The following is a 16,741-nucleotide window of genomic DNA, read 5'->3' on the forward strand; positions in this document are numbered from 1 at the left end:
GGCCTATTGCCTTTATAAGAAAGGAGGTACAAAAAAAGCACCCCCAGGCGGTGGGGGTGCTCATTCGCTGCATGCGAAGGAAGCCCATCCCTCATCCACCCTTCTGAGCCTCACAGGACTCGGTTAAAATGTGTTTGAGTGTTGGTTCTTTATGCTACGCCGCTCTGTTTCTCCTCACTGGAAGTCTCAGACACGGGCGCTTCGAACATATTTTGTTTTCCTTCTCCCTTCTCCTTACCAGGAAGGACAAGGTTCAAGATGATACCGATGATGGCAGATAACGCCATGCCGGCAATTTGGATATTGTCTGTTACTTGAATGAATGCTCCACCGACACCGATCACTAAGATGACAGAGGAGATGATCAGATTACGTTTTTCCCCAAGATCGATGTGATTGTCGATCAGCATGCGCAAACCGCTGGATGCGATGATTCCGAAGAGTAGGATCGAAACGCCACCCATGACTGCAGATGGAATGGATCCGATGACAGCAGTGATCATCCCTACAAATCCGAAGAAAATCGCTATGACTGCTGCGCCTCCGATAACGAAGACACTATATACTCTTGTAATCGCCATAACACCGATGTTTTCACCGTAAGTGGTGTTCGGCGGTCCACCTAAGAAGGAGGCAATCATGGTTGCTACACCGTCTCCGAGAATCGAGCGGTGCAAGCCTGGCTTTTTCAAGAAGTTCTTCCCTACCACTTTCGATAACACCATTTGGTCACCAGTGTGTTCCGTAATGGTCACGAGGGCTAGAGGCACCATCAAGAAGATGATTTCCCAGCTGAACACTTCCGTTGGTGCGAAGTCGACGAATGGGATGACAAAGTCCGGCATTTGGAAAAGCGCTGCGAGAACTCCCCAAAGCGAATCGGCAGATGTGATTGATGCCCATTCTTCCTGGATAGGTGCTGTATCGACGATGCCTTGAGTAAGTGCGAATACATAACCTCCGATGATTCCGAACAGGATCGGCACCAGCGAGAAGAATCCGCGGAAGAAGATAGAAGCGATAATTGTGATGGCTAGCGTCACAAGTGCCACCGTAAAGTGTGTTCCAGAGTATGTCTCGCTTCCAGGGATGTACATCGCCATATCAATGGCAGTAGATGCAAGACCAAGACCGATGACGATGATGACCGGCCCAACTACGACTGGTGGCAAGATTTTCATCAGCCAGTTGGTTCCGAACATGGAAATAAGGAGTGCAACTAGTCCGTAGACTAACCCGATAAAGAAACTACCTATCATAGCTCCAGCAACTCCACTCGATTCGGAGACTGCTATGATCGGGGCAATGAATGCGAAGCTTGAACCGAGATAGGCTGGAATCTTTCCTTTTGTAATTAAGAGATATGCAAGTGTTCCAACCCCGCTCGACACAAGTGCGACTGCTGGTGATAATCCAGTTAAGAATGGCACCAGGATTGTCGCTCCGAACATGGCGAATAAGTGTTGCAGGCTTAATGTTAGCCATTTGTGCATTGCTGGGACTTCATTTACTTCTAAGGCAGCTTTATGTTGGTTCATTTAAATTCCTCCTCTTTTTGCTCAAAAAAATACCTCTTTGCGCTAGAAAAGGTGCGCAAAGAGGTAGACGTGTGTCTTGTACACGTATATCCATTACGACCTTTTCAGCCTCTCGGGACTTGAATTAAAGGTTGTCTCGATTCATTTTTCGTGTATCTCTACTTGGTCCCGTTCATCAGTCTCTGCCAATGAAACGGTGATGATTTCATCTTGGGATGTCGGCACGTTCTTTCCTACGAAGTCAGCTCGGATCGGCAATTCGCGATGCCCTCGATCGACAAGGACTGCAAGCTGAATTTGCGAAGGTCTGCCGTGGTCAATCAGTGCATCCATTGCGGCACGCACCGTGCGACCGGTATAAAGTACATCATCGACTAGAATGACTTTCTTTCCGTCGATATCCGCTGTAATGTTCGTTTCTTTCAGTTCGGGTTCATCCTGGTTTTCCGTAAGATCGTCGCGATAAAGGGTTATATCCAATTCGCCTTCTGGTATTTCCACACCTTCGATCTCTTGAATTTTATGTTTCAACCTTTTAGCAATCGGGACGCCTCTCGTTTTGACTCCGACGAGAACCAGGTCCTCCACCCCTTTGTTCTTCTCAATGATTTCGTGTGAGATTCGAGTCAACGCTCTTCGGATCGCTGCTTCATCTAATACGGTAGCTTTTGCTTCCATCGACTCTTCCTCCTATACCTATTAGAAAAGCCCCTTTTCCGCATGAAGGCAGAAAAGGGGCTTAGAATACACGTCTCCTACGTGTTTCACCGTCACCTTCCCAGCCTCACGGGACTGTTCTTAAAGGTCTTTATATTCTGTTTAATAGTATGACAAACCTTGAAGATAGTGTCAACGGTTATTTTTGTCTTTCTTCTAAATAAGCGAGCATCTCTTGGAATGCCTCCGGAGGCTGTACCTCGAATGTTTTCCATTCACCGGTTCTCGGATGTTCAAAGCCAAGCGTACGTGCATGCAGTGCTTGTCCTTCCATATCCAGCGTCTTACGCGGACCGTACTTAGGATCACCCGCAAGCGGATGGTTGATGTAGCGCATGTGGACACGGATTTGGTGCGTTCGTCCAGTTTCCAATTTGCACTCGACATGAGTGAAATCTTCAAAGTGCTTGATGACCTGGAAATGGGTAACGGCGTCTCTCCCGCCTTCCACAACCGCCATGCGCTGACGGTCTTTAGGATCACGACCAATCGGGGCATCAATCGTTCCGAATTCGTGCGTAATCATACCATGGACAATCGCTTCATAGCGACGTTCAACAGATTTATTCTGCAGCTGCTCTACAAGTGACCGGTGCGCCTGGTCGTTTTTGGCTACCATCAGAAGTCCACTTGTGTCTTTGTCGATTCGATGGACTATTCCAGGTCGTTCTACACCATTTATCCCAGAAAGGTCCTTGCAATGGTACAACAGCGCATTAACAAGCGTTCCACTTCCATGCCCAGCGGCAGGGTGAACGACCATACCAGCTGGCTTATTGACAACGACGACATCGGAATCCTCATATACGATATCAAGATCGATATTCTCCGCTTTCAACTCCATCGGTTCAGGCTCTGGTACTTCCCAGGTAATTTCGTCCCCTTCTTGCACTTTATAATTACTCTTCACGCTACTACCATTTACTTTTACAATATTGTCCTTCAACCAACCTTGTATTTGCGAACGAGACACATCATCCAATGCATCCGATAACAATTTATCAATACGTTTAGACTGGTCTTGCTCTTCTACTATATATTGTTCACTCAAGATTCCAAACTTCCTTTCTTCTTACGCTGCTCATCGATGATCGTTGCTAACATCACGAGAATCACTCCCACCACTAGTGACGAGTCTGCCACATTGAAAATGGGAAAGTCATAGCCGAAAATGAGTGTATCTGCGAAATCAACGACTTCTCTGCGGAAGATACGATCGATGAAGTTCCCAATCGCTCCCGCTAGAATCAAGGCAAGGGCTGTACCTGCCAATCTGCTTTCTTTTCCATACTGCTGGATATAGTAAATGACAAATCCAATTACGACAACAGTGATCAAATAGAAGAACCACATCTGCCCCTGCAAAATTCCCCATGCAGCTCCTTGGTTACGGTGAGAAGTCCAGTAAAGGAAATTCTCAATAACCGGAATGCTTTGTCCGAGTTCCATTTGCGTGACAACGATCCATTTTGTCAACTGGTCGAGTAGGATGACTACAAGCGCAATTAAGTAATACACAAACATTCGTCCGTCCTCCATCCATCATATTCCCAAGCTATTGTACCACAGAATCCCTTTTCATTAGAATCTTTCTCTACTCTGTGGTCACTGCTCGACTTTTTTATATTTATCAGAAACCAAAAGAAAATCTAATTCGTATGGAATAGTAACAGATTCTACGGGAGGGATTGCAGATCTTTATTTTTTCTATTCTGTTCGGACTATGTCTCTTATTCTTTCCTTTGCAGGGGATAAGAGACTTCAATCAGGAGAAAACCAGCCACAAATTAATACGACTAAGCCTTATTGTCGCAGCTTTCCTTTTAATCAGCGCAGGCACCATAGATTTAATTTCCTTTATCCAGAACCCATAATGGTTATTCAGAAGGAACGATGACTTCTTACTAATCCAGTTTTGCGGTAGTAACTTTATAAACAAAAAAATGCCACCTGATGATCGGTGGCATAATTTATGTAGAATCTTTATTTCATTAAGAATTCTGCGAGCTGTACTGGGGCTCTTCTATAGGTATATCTTCCTCGATTTCCGTATCAAAAAGGTGGTCCCAGTCATCATTGTCAATCATATCAAGCTGCGCTTCAACCAACATACGGAGTCGTGTCTTGAAGACTTTCGCCTGCTTCTTCATGTCTTCGACCTCAATGTTGATTCGGCGGGATTTCTCCAATGCTTCGTTGATGATCCGATCCGCGTTCTTCTCAGATTCCTTAATGATCAGCTTGGATTCTTTCTGTGCATTTGTCTTCACTTCTTCTGCTGTCTCCTGAGCTACAAGAATGGACTTGTTCAACGTAGTCTCAATACTGTTAAAATGACCGAGACGCTCATTCAGCTGGTTGACTTCACGCTCAAGTTCTTTCTTCTGGCGGATGATGATTTCATAATCTTTAATGACCTGATCGAGGAAGTTGTTTACTTCATCCTCATCGTACCCTCGAAAGCCTCTCGTAAAATCTTTGTTATGAATATCCAACGGTGTTAAAGGCACACCAGCCACCTCCTTATCGTATTCCTAGCTACTTAATTCATTCGACAAAACCTAACGAATTCCTTCTTATTCCAGAATTAATTTAACGTTGAGGTCGTTACACGGAACTTGTCTTTTTTCGTTTGACCCCTTACTTCTTCTAATCGGCTTCTTCCCTTACCTTTTAAAGAGATCAAATCACCCTCTTCCAGTAGGAAGGACGTATCTTCGACTACACGGTGGTTTACTTTCACATGACCTGCTTCAACATGCATCCTAGCTTTCTTCCTAGACATGCCATAGATCTCTTTCGTGAGTACATCCAACCTTAAAGAGGAAACAGTTGTTTCTTTCGTGCTCCATGTCTCTTTACTTTCCATTAACTCTGCCATAGGTTTTTCTATGAAATCGACGTTCGCTTTTTTGATACCTGTCAAGTTCATCTTGATAAAATCACTGATTTCAGCTCCAGCAACAATGTGAACGACACCATCCTGAACGACAAGATCACCAAGTTTTTCCCTCTTCACGCCTAGTGACATGAAAGCTCCAAGTACATCTCGATGTTCTAGTGTTATGAACTTATCTGCGTAGGTAGCTTCCAGTAAAGTAAGCTGGAAATCATCTTGTTCTATGATTTCATACTCTGGAGCAATAATAGCCCTTTTTCTTTCTGCCCCTTCCGCTCCCCCTGAGAATCCGTAAACGAGATCCGGGTTGTTTCCCATAATGGTCTGTAGAATCAATTGTTCACGAGGGTTTAAGAAATCGGTCAGCTTGCGTTGATATCTCATTTCTACATCATCACGCCAAGCCAGTACCTGATCAATGAATGGATGTTCTTCTTTCCTAAAATGCTGGTATATCTCCATATTCAACCTCTGCTTTCTCCGTTACTAACGTTCCTATTTAAAAAAAGAACAGGAAATGAGGTGCTAGACTCCATTCCCTGCCCTGTTAATATGTGAATTAAAGTAACATACCTCTCAGTACCCAAAGACCTTGGGATGCGAAGTTCAGTACTAGAATCGCTACGATCGGCGAAATATCAATCATGCCGAGCGGAGGAATGATTCTTCTGAACGGTTCCAAAAATGGTTCCGCAAGACGTCCCATCAATTCACCGAAACTTGACTCTCTTGCGCCTGGAAACCAGGACAGCAGAATGTAGATAATCAAGATCCAGCTGTAGATTCGAAACGCTGTTGAGAGGATATCGAACAAAATAACCATGACCTACCACCTTCTGTATTCTTCATCTGTCTCCTGTGGAATGATATCTGAGATGGATCCAGAAATTTCCACGTTATCCGGCGTACACAAAAAGGTTTGTGTGCCGAGTTTTTGAATGTCTCCACCTATAGCATAAACGGTTCCGCTTAAAAAATCTACAATTCGTTTTGCCTGATGGTGATCGACCCGCTGAAGATTTATCACTACGGCACGACGATTGACGAGCTGGTCCGCAATGTCCTGTGCTTCGTTATAGCTGCTCGGTTCAATCAACACCATTTTAGAGGAAGACTTGGCGCTCTTCAAACTCACGACATTATCCTGCTTGCGGCCGCTTCTCGATTTCGGCTCTTCGTAATCGACTTCTTCCTCTTCTACCTCTTCCTCGACATACTCATACTCGTCATCCAATGTAAAGAAGGAACGGAACTTATTTTTCATGCTCATATTTTTTCACCTCAGATTTATTGATTGGCTTCTTCTCCGACAAGTTTAGAACCTATCCGAACATGGGTTGCACCTTCTTCAATAGCAATAGCATAATCATTGCTCATCCCCATCGATAAAGATTCACAAGGGGCATGGGGCAGATGTTTATCCCGTATAATATCCCTTAAGGCACGAAGCTTGCGGAAGTTTCCACGCAGTTGTTCTTCATTATCTGTATGTGGGGCCATTGTCATCAATCCAACCACTTGAATATTCTCATAGTTCTTCATCAAGTCTACAAACTCTTCTACGTCATCCGGTGCTAGGCCATGTTTGGACTCTTCGCCGCTAACGTTCACTTGAATGAAACAAGGAACAGGCTGACTGGCACGTTTGTTTATTTCTTTAGCTAATGACTTCCTGTCTAACGAATGAATCATCGAAACTTGATCGATGACATCTTTTACTTTTCTTGATTGAAGCGAGCCGATGAAGTGCCATTTCGCTTTTGTACCAATGGATTCGTACTTCTCAAGCAGGCCTTCTTTACGGTTCTCACCTAAGTGCTCAATGCCTGCTTCGATCGCTTCTTCAGCGCGAGCGATCGAAACATACTTGGTCACGGCAATAACCGTAATATCCTCCTTCGTCCTGCCACAGTTTTGGCAGGCTTCCTCAATCGAATTCTCTATAACTGATAGGTTTTCCTTAACCGACATTGTAGTTCTCCTTCCACGTCAACTTGTCCAACCAATATAGCCGAGCATTCGCCCGGTTTTCCCTTGGTCACGTCGATGGGAATATAGCAAACGCTCTTCTTCGTATGTATCCAATGATGTCATTTGAACGTTCTGTTCTTCAAGCCCTGCTTGCAAAGCCAAAGAACGATTCAAAGATTTCAAATCTAGTAAAGCGTGATGATCATCTGTCGGAGTCAACACTTCTTCTCTAAGTTCAGAAGGAATGTGAGAAATGACGCGATCATCCACTTCATAGTGCTGAGAACGAATGCAGGGACCGATTGTCATCTTCAGATCATGTATAGACGCCCCTTCTGCAACAAGTTGATCAATCATTGCTTTTGCCATCCCATTAACGGTACCCTTCCAACCAGCATGGGCAATACCTATCCATCCACTCGTAGGGTCAACGAAATAGAGCGGGACACAGTCTGCATAGAAAGCTGCCATCATCGTATTCTTCTGATTGGTAATCAGTCCATCGACACCTGGAACAGCAGACTCAAGTGTTACTGTACCTTTCCCCAAATCATCTTCTTCGACACGCCTAACTTGAATTCCATGTACTTGCTCCCCCATCACCCACCGGTCTAGAGGGATGCCTACTTCATCAGCTAGAAGCTTTCGATTCTTGATGACATCTTCATCACGGTCCTTTACGTGAAGGCCCATGTTGAGCGAATCATATGGTGACTCGCTCACGCCTCCTTGACGAGTGGTCAAGCCACAGACAAGATTCGGGATTTCTGTGAAGCAAGTCAGCTGACGTTTGGTTGTATGTTGAAAAAGTTCACTCATATGACCACCTCAATTTCCCTTTATTTTAACACATCCCGTCATCGATTTCTTCTATTATTCGTCTGTTTCTGACTTTTGTGATGTAGAAATGGCCGAATACCCTGTCTTTTTGACTAAGATGACATCAGCACCTATATTCACAATCTGGTCCCATGGAATCAACATTTCTTCTTCTTTTCCGAATAGTCCCATCGCTTTCCCTTTCAATGTCAACACTAACCCTTTCAACCTGCCTCGCTGTGTATCGATATCTAAATCACTAATATATCCAAGGCGTTCACCGGATTCCATAGCAATCACATCTTTCATTTGTAACTCTGAGATTTTCATTCGCCCATTCCTCCTTTTTACACTATATGCACAAACAGCACTGATTAGTGATATCGTTTCTACGTGATAACCAATGACTACATGAAGACACAAAAAAAGCACCTCTGGAATAAACAGAAGTGCTGTTGAGTATTATTGAAACATTGATGAATTCATCTCTTTAATTGCCGCTTTTTCTAAACGGGATACTTGGGCTTGGGAGATGCCGATCTCCTCGGCCACTTCCATCTGTGTCTTTCCTTGGAAAAATCGCTTTGTCAGAATCATTTTCTCACGGTCATTGAGCTGTTTCATACCTTCTCTGAGCGAAAGTTCATCAAGCCACACCGAGTCTTTCTCTCTTTCATCCTTAAGCTGGTCGACAACGAAGATTGGGTCTCCTCCGTCATTATAAATTGGCTCAAACAATGATACAGGATCTTGGATAGCATCCATAGCAAACACAATATCCTCATGAGGTACGCCCATCTTTTCGGCAATTTCATGAGGTTTTGGATCTTTGTTGGTTTCACTGATCAATTGTTCACGCATTTGAAGTGCTTTATAAGCAGTATCGCGTAACGACCTTGAAACACGAATAGGATTGTTATCCCGTAAGTATCTTCTGATTTCTCCGATGATCATCGGAACCGCGTAAGTAGAAAATTTAACATTATGGCTCAAATCAAAGTTGTCAATGGACTTCATTAAACCGATGCATCCAACTTGGAATAGATCATCACCATATTCACCACGGTTGTTGAAACGCTGTATGACGGATAAGACTAAGCGAAGGTTTCCATTCACTAATTGCTCACGTGCCTCGATTTCTCCACTTTGCAACCGTTCAAACAGGGCCCTCATTTCTTTATTTTTCAACACCGGTAGTTTTGATGTATCTACTCCGCATATTTCTACTTTATGTCGTGTCAAAGTAAGACCCTCCCAGGAAGCTGTAATCAGTTCTCAGTATCTCCCTGGAAGGAAAAATTATGCATGTCTATAAATTGTAAAATTAAACCATCTTATCAAATTCGCGTTGCAGCCTGCGAATGATCTTCTTCTCCAGCCTTGATATGTAGGACTGGGAGATTCCCATCATATCTGCTACATCTTTCTGGGTTTTTTCTTTCTTTCCAATCAAACCGAAACGTAATTCCATGATCTGCTTCTCTCGATCGTTCAACTGTTCGAGCGCTGATAAGAGAAGTTTCTTATCGATCTTCTTCTCGATTCCCTTAGTGATCAAGTCTTCTTCTGTCCCTAGGATATCGGATAGTAACAGTTCATTACCATCCCAATCCACGTTCAACGGTTCATCGAAGGATACCTCTGTTTTCAGCTTATTGCTTTTTCTAAGGTGCATCAGAATTTCATTTTCAATACAGCGAGAGGCATACGTTGCGAGTTTTATCTTCTTCTCCGGATCAAAGGTATTGACAGCTTTGATCAATCCAATCGTACCGATGCTGATCAGGTCCTCAATATTGAGACCCGTATTTTCAAATTTACGAGCGATATAGACAACCAGTCTCAAGTTCCGCTCGATCAACATGGCTCGAGCAGCCTTATCTCCTTTCGGCAGACGCTCGAGAAGTTCTCTTTCTTCCTCTCTTGATAACGGTGGCGGTAATGCTTCACTACCACCAATATAATAGATCTCATCCTGTTTAATACCTAATCTGATTAACCACTTGTAAACCCACAACCGTAGCCGGAAATACCATCTCTTCATTCCATTTCCCCCTCTTAAGCTGATTTACCTCTTACCATGGCATGAGGATGAATCAACATCTGATACGTGTTGTCGTGTGTCAGACTGGACTGTTGAACTCCTAGTAAAGGTTTCTGAACATTCAATGGACCACTCTCAGTGTGAATGACGACAGAATCCACGGTAAGTGTTACAAGTAATTGACCTGCATGCCCTGCAGCCTGAAAAGGTACCAGACGTAGAGCATCTTGGACAGGACCAGGAAGTCCGTCCATTGATGTAGCTACTTGATCCATAGTGAGCTCATCCACAACCACTTCGTCTATCAATTGCTCGATCACATAACGATCCGCCAAGAACACCATTTTACGACTGATTGGATCCACTAACTGATTTCCACTGTCTACCATTCCATGACACTTAGCAGTCTTACCATTCCATTGTACTTCCACTTCGTACACCTGATCCATTTTCATTTGATGAACAGCCACTTGAGAAAAACGCCACTTTGTAAAAAAATACGAACAAGGAAATCCGATGAGCACAAAACACCAACTGACTGGATCGCCATATCCACCTGAGAACGTAACGAGCGTACCACCTTGCACTTCCATCTCAGTCGTTAAGAAAAAGTGAACCCCCATCATGGTTCCACCGATCGCAAAGGTAATAAAATAAAAACTAATCCATTGCATAAAAAAGGCTCGAAGGGAGGAATAACGAAAGGCCACCCATATAATGACTAGGGAGATCAACGCTTTTCCTAAGCTGCTAGTTAAAAAATGATGGGGCATGTAAATGGTGAGTGGCACCAACGATGATGCGATCAAGGCGGCACTGAAGAGACGAAACTTGGAAGACTTAGCTCTCGTCAACCCAAGAGTCAAGTTGAGGATCATGGCATCCATCAAAATATTGAGTAGCCATACCGCATCTAAGTAGATGTTAACCCCCTCCTCAACGGATGTTATAACAAAAAGTATAAGCCTGTCCCGCTGAAAAGTCTGTCACAATCTGAATGTCACAGGAACAAGTTTTGACAGATTGTGTTGAGAGAAAATGTGGTGGGGATTGTACAGGAAAATGCACAAAAAACCCGCTGAACCAGTGGTCCAGCGGGTTTTAAATAATTTTATCGACGACGATTGCGGTTACGAAGGAATGTAGGAATATCCAGCGTATCCTCTTCTTGCTTTTGCTGAGGTTGTGGTGCTTCGCGTCGAGGTTGCTCTTCACGTTGAGTACGTTCTACATTTGTAGACTTCGGTTGTGATTGTTGCTGCGGCTGTGGACGTTTTTTCTGCTGTCCTTGCGCTAGTTGAGTTTCATCAAATCCAGTCGCAATCACGGTTACAACAATTTCGTCTTTCAGGTTCTCGTTGATAACGGAACCGAAAATGACGTTTACTTCCTGATCGGCAGCCGACGTAACAATATCAGCAGCTTCCTGCACTTCGTATAGGCTCAAGTTTGCTCCTCCACTGATATTCATCAGTACGCCGTGTGCACCGTCAATAGACGTTTCTAGAAGTGGTGATGAAATAGCTTTCTTCGCCGCTTCAGCCGCACGACTTTCTCCTGTTGCAATACCAATTCCCATAAGAGCAGAGCCTTTGTCCACCATGATCGTCTTAACGTCTGCGAAGTCAACGTTAATAAGTCCAGGTACAGCGATTAGATCGGAAATACCTTGGACACCTTGACGAAGCACATTATCCGCTTCACGGAATGCTTCAAGCATCGGTGTGTTCTTATCTACGATTTCGAGTAGACGATCGTTCGGAATCACGATCAAAGTATCTACTGCGCCTTTAAGTCCTTCAATTCCTCCGGTCGCTTGTGTAGAGCGCTTACGACCTTCGAATGTGAACGGTCGAGTTACGACACCGACAGTTAATGCTCCAAGTTCTTTCGCTACCTGTGCAATGACTGGAGCGGCTCCTGTACCTGTTCCGCCTCCCATTCCTGCTGTAACGAAGACCATGTCTGCACCCTGCAAAGCTTCTTCGATTTGTTCTTTGCTTTCTTCAGCAGCTTTGCGACCGACCTCTGGGTTGGCTCCGGCACCAAGACCACGTGTCAGTTTTCCGCCAATCTGCATCTTTACTTCCGCTTTAGAAAGGTTCAAGGCTTGAGCATCTGTGTTCACTGCAATGAACTCTACCCCTTGAACACCATGTTCGATCATTCGGTTAACGGCGTTGCTACCTCCACCGCCGACACCGATTACTTTTATCGTTGCCAACTGGTCCATGCTCGTATCAAAATCTAACATCTTCCGTTCCTCCTAATACACGAGATTACAAGATTTATGGGTACGTCCATCTTAAGAGCGATACCACGCTTGTCGTTTAATCAAAGAAGTATTTCAATAAGTTTGAAAATCCGCCTTCTTTTTTCTCTTTCTTCTCTTTAGTGTTTTCTTTCTGTTGCTTCACTACACGTTTTTGTTTCTTCAATTGAGGTTGTTCGACTTCCTCTACGGTTACAGCAGGAAAAATCTCTTTTCCTTGTATTTTCGCATTACGATAGGCGAATTGCAAGATTCCGACGCCGCTTGTGAACTGCGGTTCTCTTACCCCAATGTAATCAGGGATGGCAAGTCTCACATTAGAATGGAAAACGTCTTGAGCGAGCTCGAGTACGCCAGGCATATTCATGGACCCACCAGTGAGTACGAAACCTCCTGGCAGCTCACGAACGCCCATCCGTTGGATCTCTTGGGCCGCAAAAACGAAAATTTCTTCTAATCTAGCTTCAATCATATCAGAGATTTGCAATTGATTGAATGCCTGTTCGCGATTACTTCCAATAATCGTCACAGAAAAGGTTTCATCTTCATTAGCATCGTCAAAGAAACCATGTCCGTGCTCTACTTTTACTTGTTCTGCTTCCTCTGTAGAAGTACGAAGACCAATTGATAAATCTTTGGTGATATTATCCCCACCAAACGGAATCAAGCTCGTCCCCTTCAAGTGCCCTTCTTCAAAAACAGATACAGTTGTAGAGCCACCTCCGACATCTAACAGTGCAACCCCAAGGTTCTTCTCATCCTCTGATAGAGATACCGTACCTGAAGCCAGTGGTTGCAGACACACATCCAATACTTCAAGCCCCGCACGCTCCACACATTTAAGCGTGTTATGTAATACGGTTTTGGCACAAGTAATAATCATGCCTTCCATCTCTAATCGAACACCGATCATACCCCTTGGGTCCGTGATTTCATCTTGTCCATCTACGATGAACTGTTTTGGAATTACGTCAATAATCTCACGCTCCGGCGGGACTGAAACAACTTGAGCAGCGTCAATGACACGCGTAATATCTTCATTTCCTATCTCTCTGCTGTCACTAGAGACAGCAACTACGCCGTGGCATGGTTGCAATTGAATGTGATTTCCATTCACACCGACAACTACTCGGTCGATCTTCATATCTACCATTCGTTCCGCTTGTTCTACAGCGGTACGAATTGATTGCACGGTTTGATCAATATCCACAATCGCACCTTTTTTCATACCTTTGGATTTGGCCGAACCGACTCCAATGATATTCAGTGTATCATTCAAAATTTCACCGATAATCACTTTGATCCGGCTAGTTCCTATATCTAAACTCACTAAAATTTCGTTTTGATTCACCAGTGACGCACCTCCTATAACAAGCCATTGAAATATATTCAAGCACATTGTGCTCTCATTATGAAAAACACTACTCCCCGAAAGCTTGAACCATGCGGTTTCTGAGAGTCATAGTATTAAAAATCATATCGAACATAAAGGTAAAAAACAATTGATGTCATGTATTCGTAAATGAATTGATATATTTCAACCTTTATAATCGGCATATATTCCCGTTTTTTAATGTTTTCCACAACAATACGTGAATATCCTTTAAGTTTTGGCTATTTTTTTCGTAATTTTACTAGTAAATTTTGGTCAATTATAATCCGACGGATGATGGCAATATTTTGAAACAGCCTTACACCGAAGGCGAAGACGGCAGCGAGGTAGAGATCCACCCCGAGTTGAACGCCTAGAAACGCTAGCAACGCAGCAAGTGCCACATTAAAGAAAAAACCGGTAATAAATACTACCTCATCAAATTTCCGCTCCAAATGAGCTCGAATACCACCTAACAATGTATCAAAAGCAGCTAGTACAGCGATTGATAAATAATCGGAGTATGCGGCAGGAATTTGAAGATCCGTCAATAATCCTAACGATAAACCGATGACCAAAAACAATATCGGTAACCACATGTCATTCACCAGTCTCTTCTAATATTTCTAAGTGTAGAGGAGCATCATACTTCGGTACCTTAAGCTCTTCTTTCACTTCTACATCAATCTCGAGACTCTCAATATTGAAGACGTCTCTAGATTGACTTGCTTCCATGTAATCTTTCAATTTCTGTGGTTCCTCACTTAACACCTGTATAGTCAATGGTAAGGATGGTAATGGCCGATTATTCACATAGGTCGAGCCATTAACATTTCTAATGGGAGAAAGGTTCGTCAACCGTTCATTCCCAATTGCTATTTCACTTGCCCCGTAGGTATTCAAATCATTGATCATTCGCGTCAAAAGTTCCGGGGACAACTCCGGGTAAGTTTGTGCATTAGAAACACCTTCAAAGATGATAGGTGAGACCTGCACTTCTATGCCCTTCCCTTTGACCTCAGTTAAACCTAATCGCTGCTCTAGAGAATCAATGGACTGCTTCAACGTTGCCAATTGTTCTTCAGAAGACTGTTCCTCATAATCTTCCAGCGTCTTGTCAGCTGATGAAATTTTCTGAAGAAGCTCTTGTTGCTTCTCTTGTTCTTGTTGCAAAGCTTCCCGAATCTCCCATTCATCTCTTGTGTCCCTGACTTCTGGCTCAGCTGTTGTCGTCTGAAATTGAACCGCAACCATAAACCCAATGAATAAACAAATAAAGGAAACCATCCACTTTGATAACTTTTTCAAATGACTCACCCTTCAGTGGATAGTTTAGCATCCATAAGAATGTTCTCTTCCTTAGAAAGACTCACTTCGATATTGTCCGCTTTTAAGCGATCCACCACGCCCATAGTAAGACCTAAACTAGAATATAATACGTCTTGGTCACCTATGGCCGTGATCACAAACGGAGCAGGGTGTTGAATCCCGTCCAAGGTAATCACCGGCCCAGTACAAGCAATATAGCTGTCACTAAAGTAGCGTTGACCATTGATAGCAATCGCTTTTGCTCCAGAACTGAGCAATTCATTAATAACGGCATGAATATGGCTTTCATGAACGATATACTGATTCACCTGCTCTTGGTCTGGTATATACGCCGAATCACTAAGGGCAATTTCCACCCCTTGTCCTTCTATAGGCAACTCTCCTACAAGTTGTTGAAGACGATTCTTCCTCGTCACGAGATCCGAAACCGTTTGTTCACTTGTAGCAAGATTACTCTCATGTGATTGGATATCCATACGTTTTTGTTTCAATTCTTCACGTAACTGCTTGTTTCTTTCTTCCATATTCAACAACTGTTGTTGGTAATAATATTCTTTCTTCCACTGCGAGTCGTTCAGTTGAACCATTTCAGGACCTGTTTTCGTCTGTTGGTAGCTGTAAGCAATCAAAAACCCCGAAGCGAGTAAAACGAGTGATAGCAACCATGCTCTACCCTTCCGCTTCATTGGTATTCTCCTCATCAGACGAGCCCTCTTCTTCAGGCAGCTCTTCAAAATAGGCTCCTACATCAATATGTATGATCCCATGAGAGCCAGGTTCAAGTTGTGACACGATCGAAGGGTAAGATGGCATTTTCGTAGAAAAATTACGGATGGAAGCTAATACTTCATAGCCATCGTTCATATAAAGTCGGATTTGATAAGGGTTGCCTTCCTTTGGTACCCAGTGAATCTCTGAAATGAGACTTGCTACGCTGGACGGAAGTTCCTTCAACTCCTTCGACATTTCTTCTAAATAAGTTGCTTTTGAAAATCCAGCAAGTACTGGAGCATCACCTGCTGGTACAGAGGTAGCTTCGAGTTGCGTACCATCTTCTAAAATGGCGCGATACTGTCCCTTCTCCATTACATAACCAATCCGTTCCGCTTCCTTAACTTCAATCTCAACCGTACTCGGAAACTGTCTGGAAACATCAGCAGAATTGATTTGTTCGTGGGACTCGATTTGTTTTTGGATTTCTTTCGCGTTTACTTGCCAATAGTTCGTGTCTGTTGTAATACCACTCAATTTGGTGATCTCTTCTGAACTTATATGCTGTGCACCTTCTACATTGATGTTACGCACATGACTCAGGGGAGACTGCAAATAAATGACCAAACTGATCAACACGAATAAAATCGATAAATAGAAGATCAATCTTCTGTTCGCTTTGCTTTTTCTTGTTTGTTTCAATCTCGGTATACGTTCTTCTATGGAGACAACTTTTCTCTCTTCCATATCGGGCATTTCTCCTTATTCCTTAACACCCTAGGAGTGCTTCTTTCACACCTATACTCAGATGTTTTAAATCTACTACAAAGCACTACCATTATATCACAAAAAAGTCTTTAATTATTGGGATAACTTTACTAGTTTCACAAGAAATTTCACGTCTAATCCCCTTCTGACGACAACATTCCCGATTATGTATGAAGTCTGCCATTCACAAACATGTCCATACCCTTTATCCCCCTCTGCTAAACACCTTTCATCAACAAAATGCGACTCTTCCCTTGAAAAAGAGGTTCTGGTAGATCAGCTCCACCAGAACCTCTTTTTC

At 43.4% G+C, this 16,741-nt stretch carries 20 protein-coding genes; all 20 read right to left on the reverse strand.

Annotated elements, in window-relative coordinates:
- Nucleotides 1-149: 149 nt before the first annotated feature.
- Nucleotides 150-1,538 (reverse strand): solute carrier family 23 protein, encoded by a 1,389-nt coding sequence (locus E4663_RS08310; RefSeq protein WP_079480351.1) that lies wholly within the window; start codon nucleotides 1,536-1,538, stop codon nucleotides 150-152.
- Nucleotides 1,539-1,679: 141 nt separating this feature from the next.
- On the reverse strand, nucleotides 1,680-2,216 hold the full coding sequence (pyrR, locus tag E4663_RS08315; RefSeq protein ID WP_135327254.1) for a bifunctional pyr operon transcriptional regulator/uracil phosphoribosyltransferase PyrR: 537 nt from the start codon (nucleotides 2,214-2,216) through the stop codon (nucleotides 1,680-1,682).
- A 178-nt stretch (nucleotides 2,217-2,394) separates the two neighbouring features.
- Nucleotides 2,395-3,306, reverse strand: a complete 912-nt coding sequence (locus E4663_RS08320; protein WP_079480353.1) for an RluA family pseudouridine synthase — start codon at nucleotides 3,304-3,306, stop codon at nucleotides 2,395-2,397.
- A complete protein-coding gene (lspA, locus tag E4663_RS08325; RefSeq protein ID WP_079480354.1) occupies nucleotides 3,303-3,779 on the reverse strand; it encodes a signal peptidase II in 477 nt (158 codons plus the stop codon). Before lspA ends, E4663_RS08320 begins: the two co-directional genes overlap by 4 nt.
- A gap of 467 nt (nucleotides 3,780-4,246) precedes the next feature.
- Complete coding sequence (locus tag E4663_RS08330; RefSeq protein ID WP_135327255.1) at nucleotides 4,247-4,765, reverse strand: DivIVA domain-containing protein; 519 nt, start codon at nucleotides 4,763-4,765, stop codon at nucleotides 4,247-4,249.
- 77 nt (nucleotides 4,766-4,842) lie between these two features.
- Nucleotides 4,843-5,616, reverse strand: a complete 774-nt coding sequence (locus E4663_RS08335) for a YlmH family RNA-binding protein (RefSeq protein WP_135327594.1) — start codon at nucleotides 5,614-5,616, stop codon at nucleotides 4,843-4,845.
- A 97-nt stretch (nucleotides 5,617-5,713) separates the two neighbouring features.
- Entirely contained in the window at nucleotides 5,714-5,977 is a 264-nt protein-coding gene (locus E4663_RS08340) for a YggT family protein (protein WP_079480358.1), read from the reverse strand.
- A 3-nt stretch (nucleotides 5,978-5,980) separates the two neighbouring features.
- Nucleotides 5,981-6,424: a cell division protein SepF gene (locus E4663_RS08345; protein ID WP_135327256.1), complete on the reverse strand. Its 444-nt coding sequence runs from the start codon at nucleotides 6,422-6,424 to the stop codon at nucleotides 5,981-5,983.
- Nucleotides 6,425-6,441: 17 nt separating this feature from the next.
- Nucleotides 6,442-7,125, reverse strand: coding sequence for a YggS family pyridoxal phosphate-dependent enzyme (locus E4663_RS08350; RefSeq protein WP_135327257.1), 684 nt, complete (start codon nucleotides 7,123-7,125; stop codon nucleotides 6,442-6,444).
- Nucleotides 7,126-7,143: 18 nt separating this feature from the next.
- On the reverse strand, nucleotides 7,144-7,944 hold the full coding sequence (gene pgeF, locus E4663_RS08355; RefSeq protein WP_135327258.1) for a peptidoglycan editing factor PgeF: 801 nt from the start codon (nucleotides 7,942-7,944) through the stop codon (nucleotides 7,144-7,146).
- 54 nt (nucleotides 7,945-7,998) lie between these two features.
- Nucleotides 7,999-8,274: a YlmC/YmxH family sporulation protein gene (locus E4663_RS08360; protein ID WP_079480362.1), complete on the reverse strand. Its 276-nt coding sequence runs from the start codon at nucleotides 8,272-8,274 to the stop codon at nucleotides 7,999-8,001.
- 132 nt (nucleotides 8,275-8,406) lie between these two features.
- Nucleotides 8,407-9,186, reverse strand: coding sequence for an RNA polymerase sporulation sigma factor SigG (gene sigG / locus E4663_RS08365; protein WP_079480363.1), 780 nt, complete (start codon nucleotides 9,184-9,186; stop codon nucleotides 8,407-8,409).
- Between the two features lie 82 nt (nucleotides 9,187-9,268).
- Nucleotides 9,269-9,988 (reverse strand): RNA polymerase sporulation sigma factor SigE, encoded by a 720-nt coding sequence (gene sigE, locus E4663_RS08370; RefSeq protein WP_079480364.1) that lies wholly within the window; start codon nucleotides 9,986-9,988, stop codon nucleotides 9,269-9,271.
- Between the two features lie 14 nt (nucleotides 9,989-10,002).
- The gene (gene spoIIGA / locus E4663_RS08375) at nucleotides 10,003-10,950 is read right to left on the reverse strand and encodes a sigma-E processing peptidase SpoIIGA (RefSeq protein WP_338323627.1); all 948 of its coding nucleotides are present in this window, start codon (nucleotides 10,948-10,950) and stop codon (nucleotides 10,003-10,005) included.
- A gap of 149 nt (nucleotides 10,951-11,099) precedes the next feature.
- Nucleotides 11,100-12,242 (reverse strand): cell division protein FtsZ, encoded by a 1,143-nt coding sequence (gene ftsZ / locus E4663_RS08380; protein WP_079480366.1) that lies wholly within the window; start codon nucleotides 12,240-12,242, stop codon nucleotides 11,100-11,102.
- A gap of 76 nt (nucleotides 12,243-12,318) precedes the next feature.
- Complete coding sequence (gene ftsA, locus E4663_RS08385; protein WP_135327260.1) at nucleotides 12,319-13,611, reverse strand: cell division protein FtsA; 1,293 nt, start codon at nucleotides 13,609-13,611, stop codon at nucleotides 12,319-12,321.
- 263 nt (nucleotides 13,612-13,874) lie between these two features.
- Nucleotides 13,875-14,231: a small basic family protein gene (locus E4663_RS08390; RefSeq protein ID WP_135327261.1), complete on the reverse strand. Its 357-nt coding sequence runs from the start codon at nucleotides 14,229-14,231 to the stop codon at nucleotides 13,875-13,877.
- 1 nt (nucleotide 14,232) lies between these two features.
- The gene (locus tag E4663_RS08395) at nucleotides 14,233-14,940 is read right to left on the reverse strand and encodes a DUF881 domain-containing protein (protein ID WP_135327262.1); all 708 of its coding nucleotides are present in this window, start codon (nucleotides 14,938-14,940) and stop codon (nucleotides 14,233-14,235) included.
- 5 nt (nucleotides 14,941-14,945) lie between these two features.
- Nucleotides 14,946-15,647, reverse strand: a complete 702-nt coding sequence (locus tag E4663_RS08400) for a DUF881 domain-containing protein (RefSeq protein WP_079480370.1) — start codon at nucleotides 15,645-15,647, stop codon at nucleotides 14,946-14,948.
- Complete coding sequence (locus tag E4663_RS08405; protein WP_135327263.1) at nucleotides 15,631-16,419, reverse strand: cell division protein FtsQ/DivIB; 789 nt, start codon at nucleotides 16,417-16,419, stop codon at nucleotides 15,631-15,633. The genes E4663_RS08400 and E4663_RS08405 overlap by 17 nt, the downstream gene beginning before the upstream one ends.
- Between the last annotated feature and the right edge of the window lie 322 nt (nucleotides 16,420-16,741).

The organism is Halobacillus salinus (assembly GCF_004684905.1).
GTDB lineage: Bacteria > Bacillota > Bacilli > Bacillales > Halobacillaceae > Halobacillus > Halobacillus salinus.

Excerpts from the sequence above, each read along its gene's own strand:
- pgeF (WP_135327258.1), bottom strand. The coding sequence starts at position 7,944 with ATGAGTGAACTTTTTCAACATACAACCAAACGTCAGCTGACTTGCTTC.
- ftsZ (WP_079480366.1), bottom strand. The coding sequence starts at position 12,242 with ATGTTAGATTTTGATACGAGCATGGACCAGTTGGCAACGATAAAAGTA.
- E4663_RS08400 (WP_079480370.1), bottom strand. The coding sequence starts at position 15,647 with ATGAAGCGGAAGGGTAGAGCATGGTTGCTATCACTCGTTTTACTCGCT.
- E4663_RS08340 (WP_079480358.1), bottom strand. The coding sequence starts at position 5,977 with ATGGTTATTTTGTTCGATATCCTCTCAACAGCGTTTCGAATCTACAGC.
- pyrR (WP_135327254.1), bottom strand. The coding sequence starts at position 2,216 with ATGGAAGCAAAAGCTACCGTATTAGATGAAGCAGCGATCCGAAGAGCG.
- E4663_RS08360 (WP_079480362.1), bottom strand. The coding sequence starts at position 8,274 with ATGAAAATCTCAGAGTTACAAATGAAAGATGTGATTGCTATGGAATCC.
- E4663_RS08345 (WP_135327256.1), bottom strand. The coding sequence starts at position 6,424 with ATGAGCATGAAAAATAAGTTCCGTTCCTTCTTTACATTGGATGACGAG.
- lspA (WP_079480354.1), bottom strand. The coding sequence starts at position 3,779 with ATGTTTGTGTATTACTTAATTGCGCTTGTAGTCATCCTACTCGACCAG.
- sigE (WP_079480364.1), bottom strand. The coding sequence starts at position 9,988 with ATGAAGAGATGGTATTTCCGGCTACGGTTGTGGGTTTACAAGTGGTTA.
- E4663_RS08350 (WP_135327257.1), bottom strand. The coding sequence starts at position 7,125 with ATGTCGGTTAAGGAAAACCTATCAGTTATAGAGAATTCGATTGAGGAA.
- E4663_RS08390 (WP_135327261.1), bottom strand. The coding sequence starts at position 14,231 with ATGTGGTTACCGATATTGTTTTTGGTCATCGGTTTATCGTTAGGATTA.
- E4663_RS08405 (WP_135327263.1), bottom strand. The coding sequence starts at position 16,419 with ATGGAAGAGAGAAAAGTTGTCTCCATAGAAGAACGTATACCGAGATTG.
- E4663_RS08310 (WP_079480351.1), bottom strand. The coding sequence starts at position 1,538 with ATGAACCAACATAAAGCTGCCTTAGAAGTAAATGAAGTCCCAGCAATG.
- E4663_RS08335 (WP_135327594.1), bottom strand. The coding sequence starts at position 5,616 with ATGGAGATATACCAGCATTTTAGGAAAGAAGAACATCCATTCATTGAT.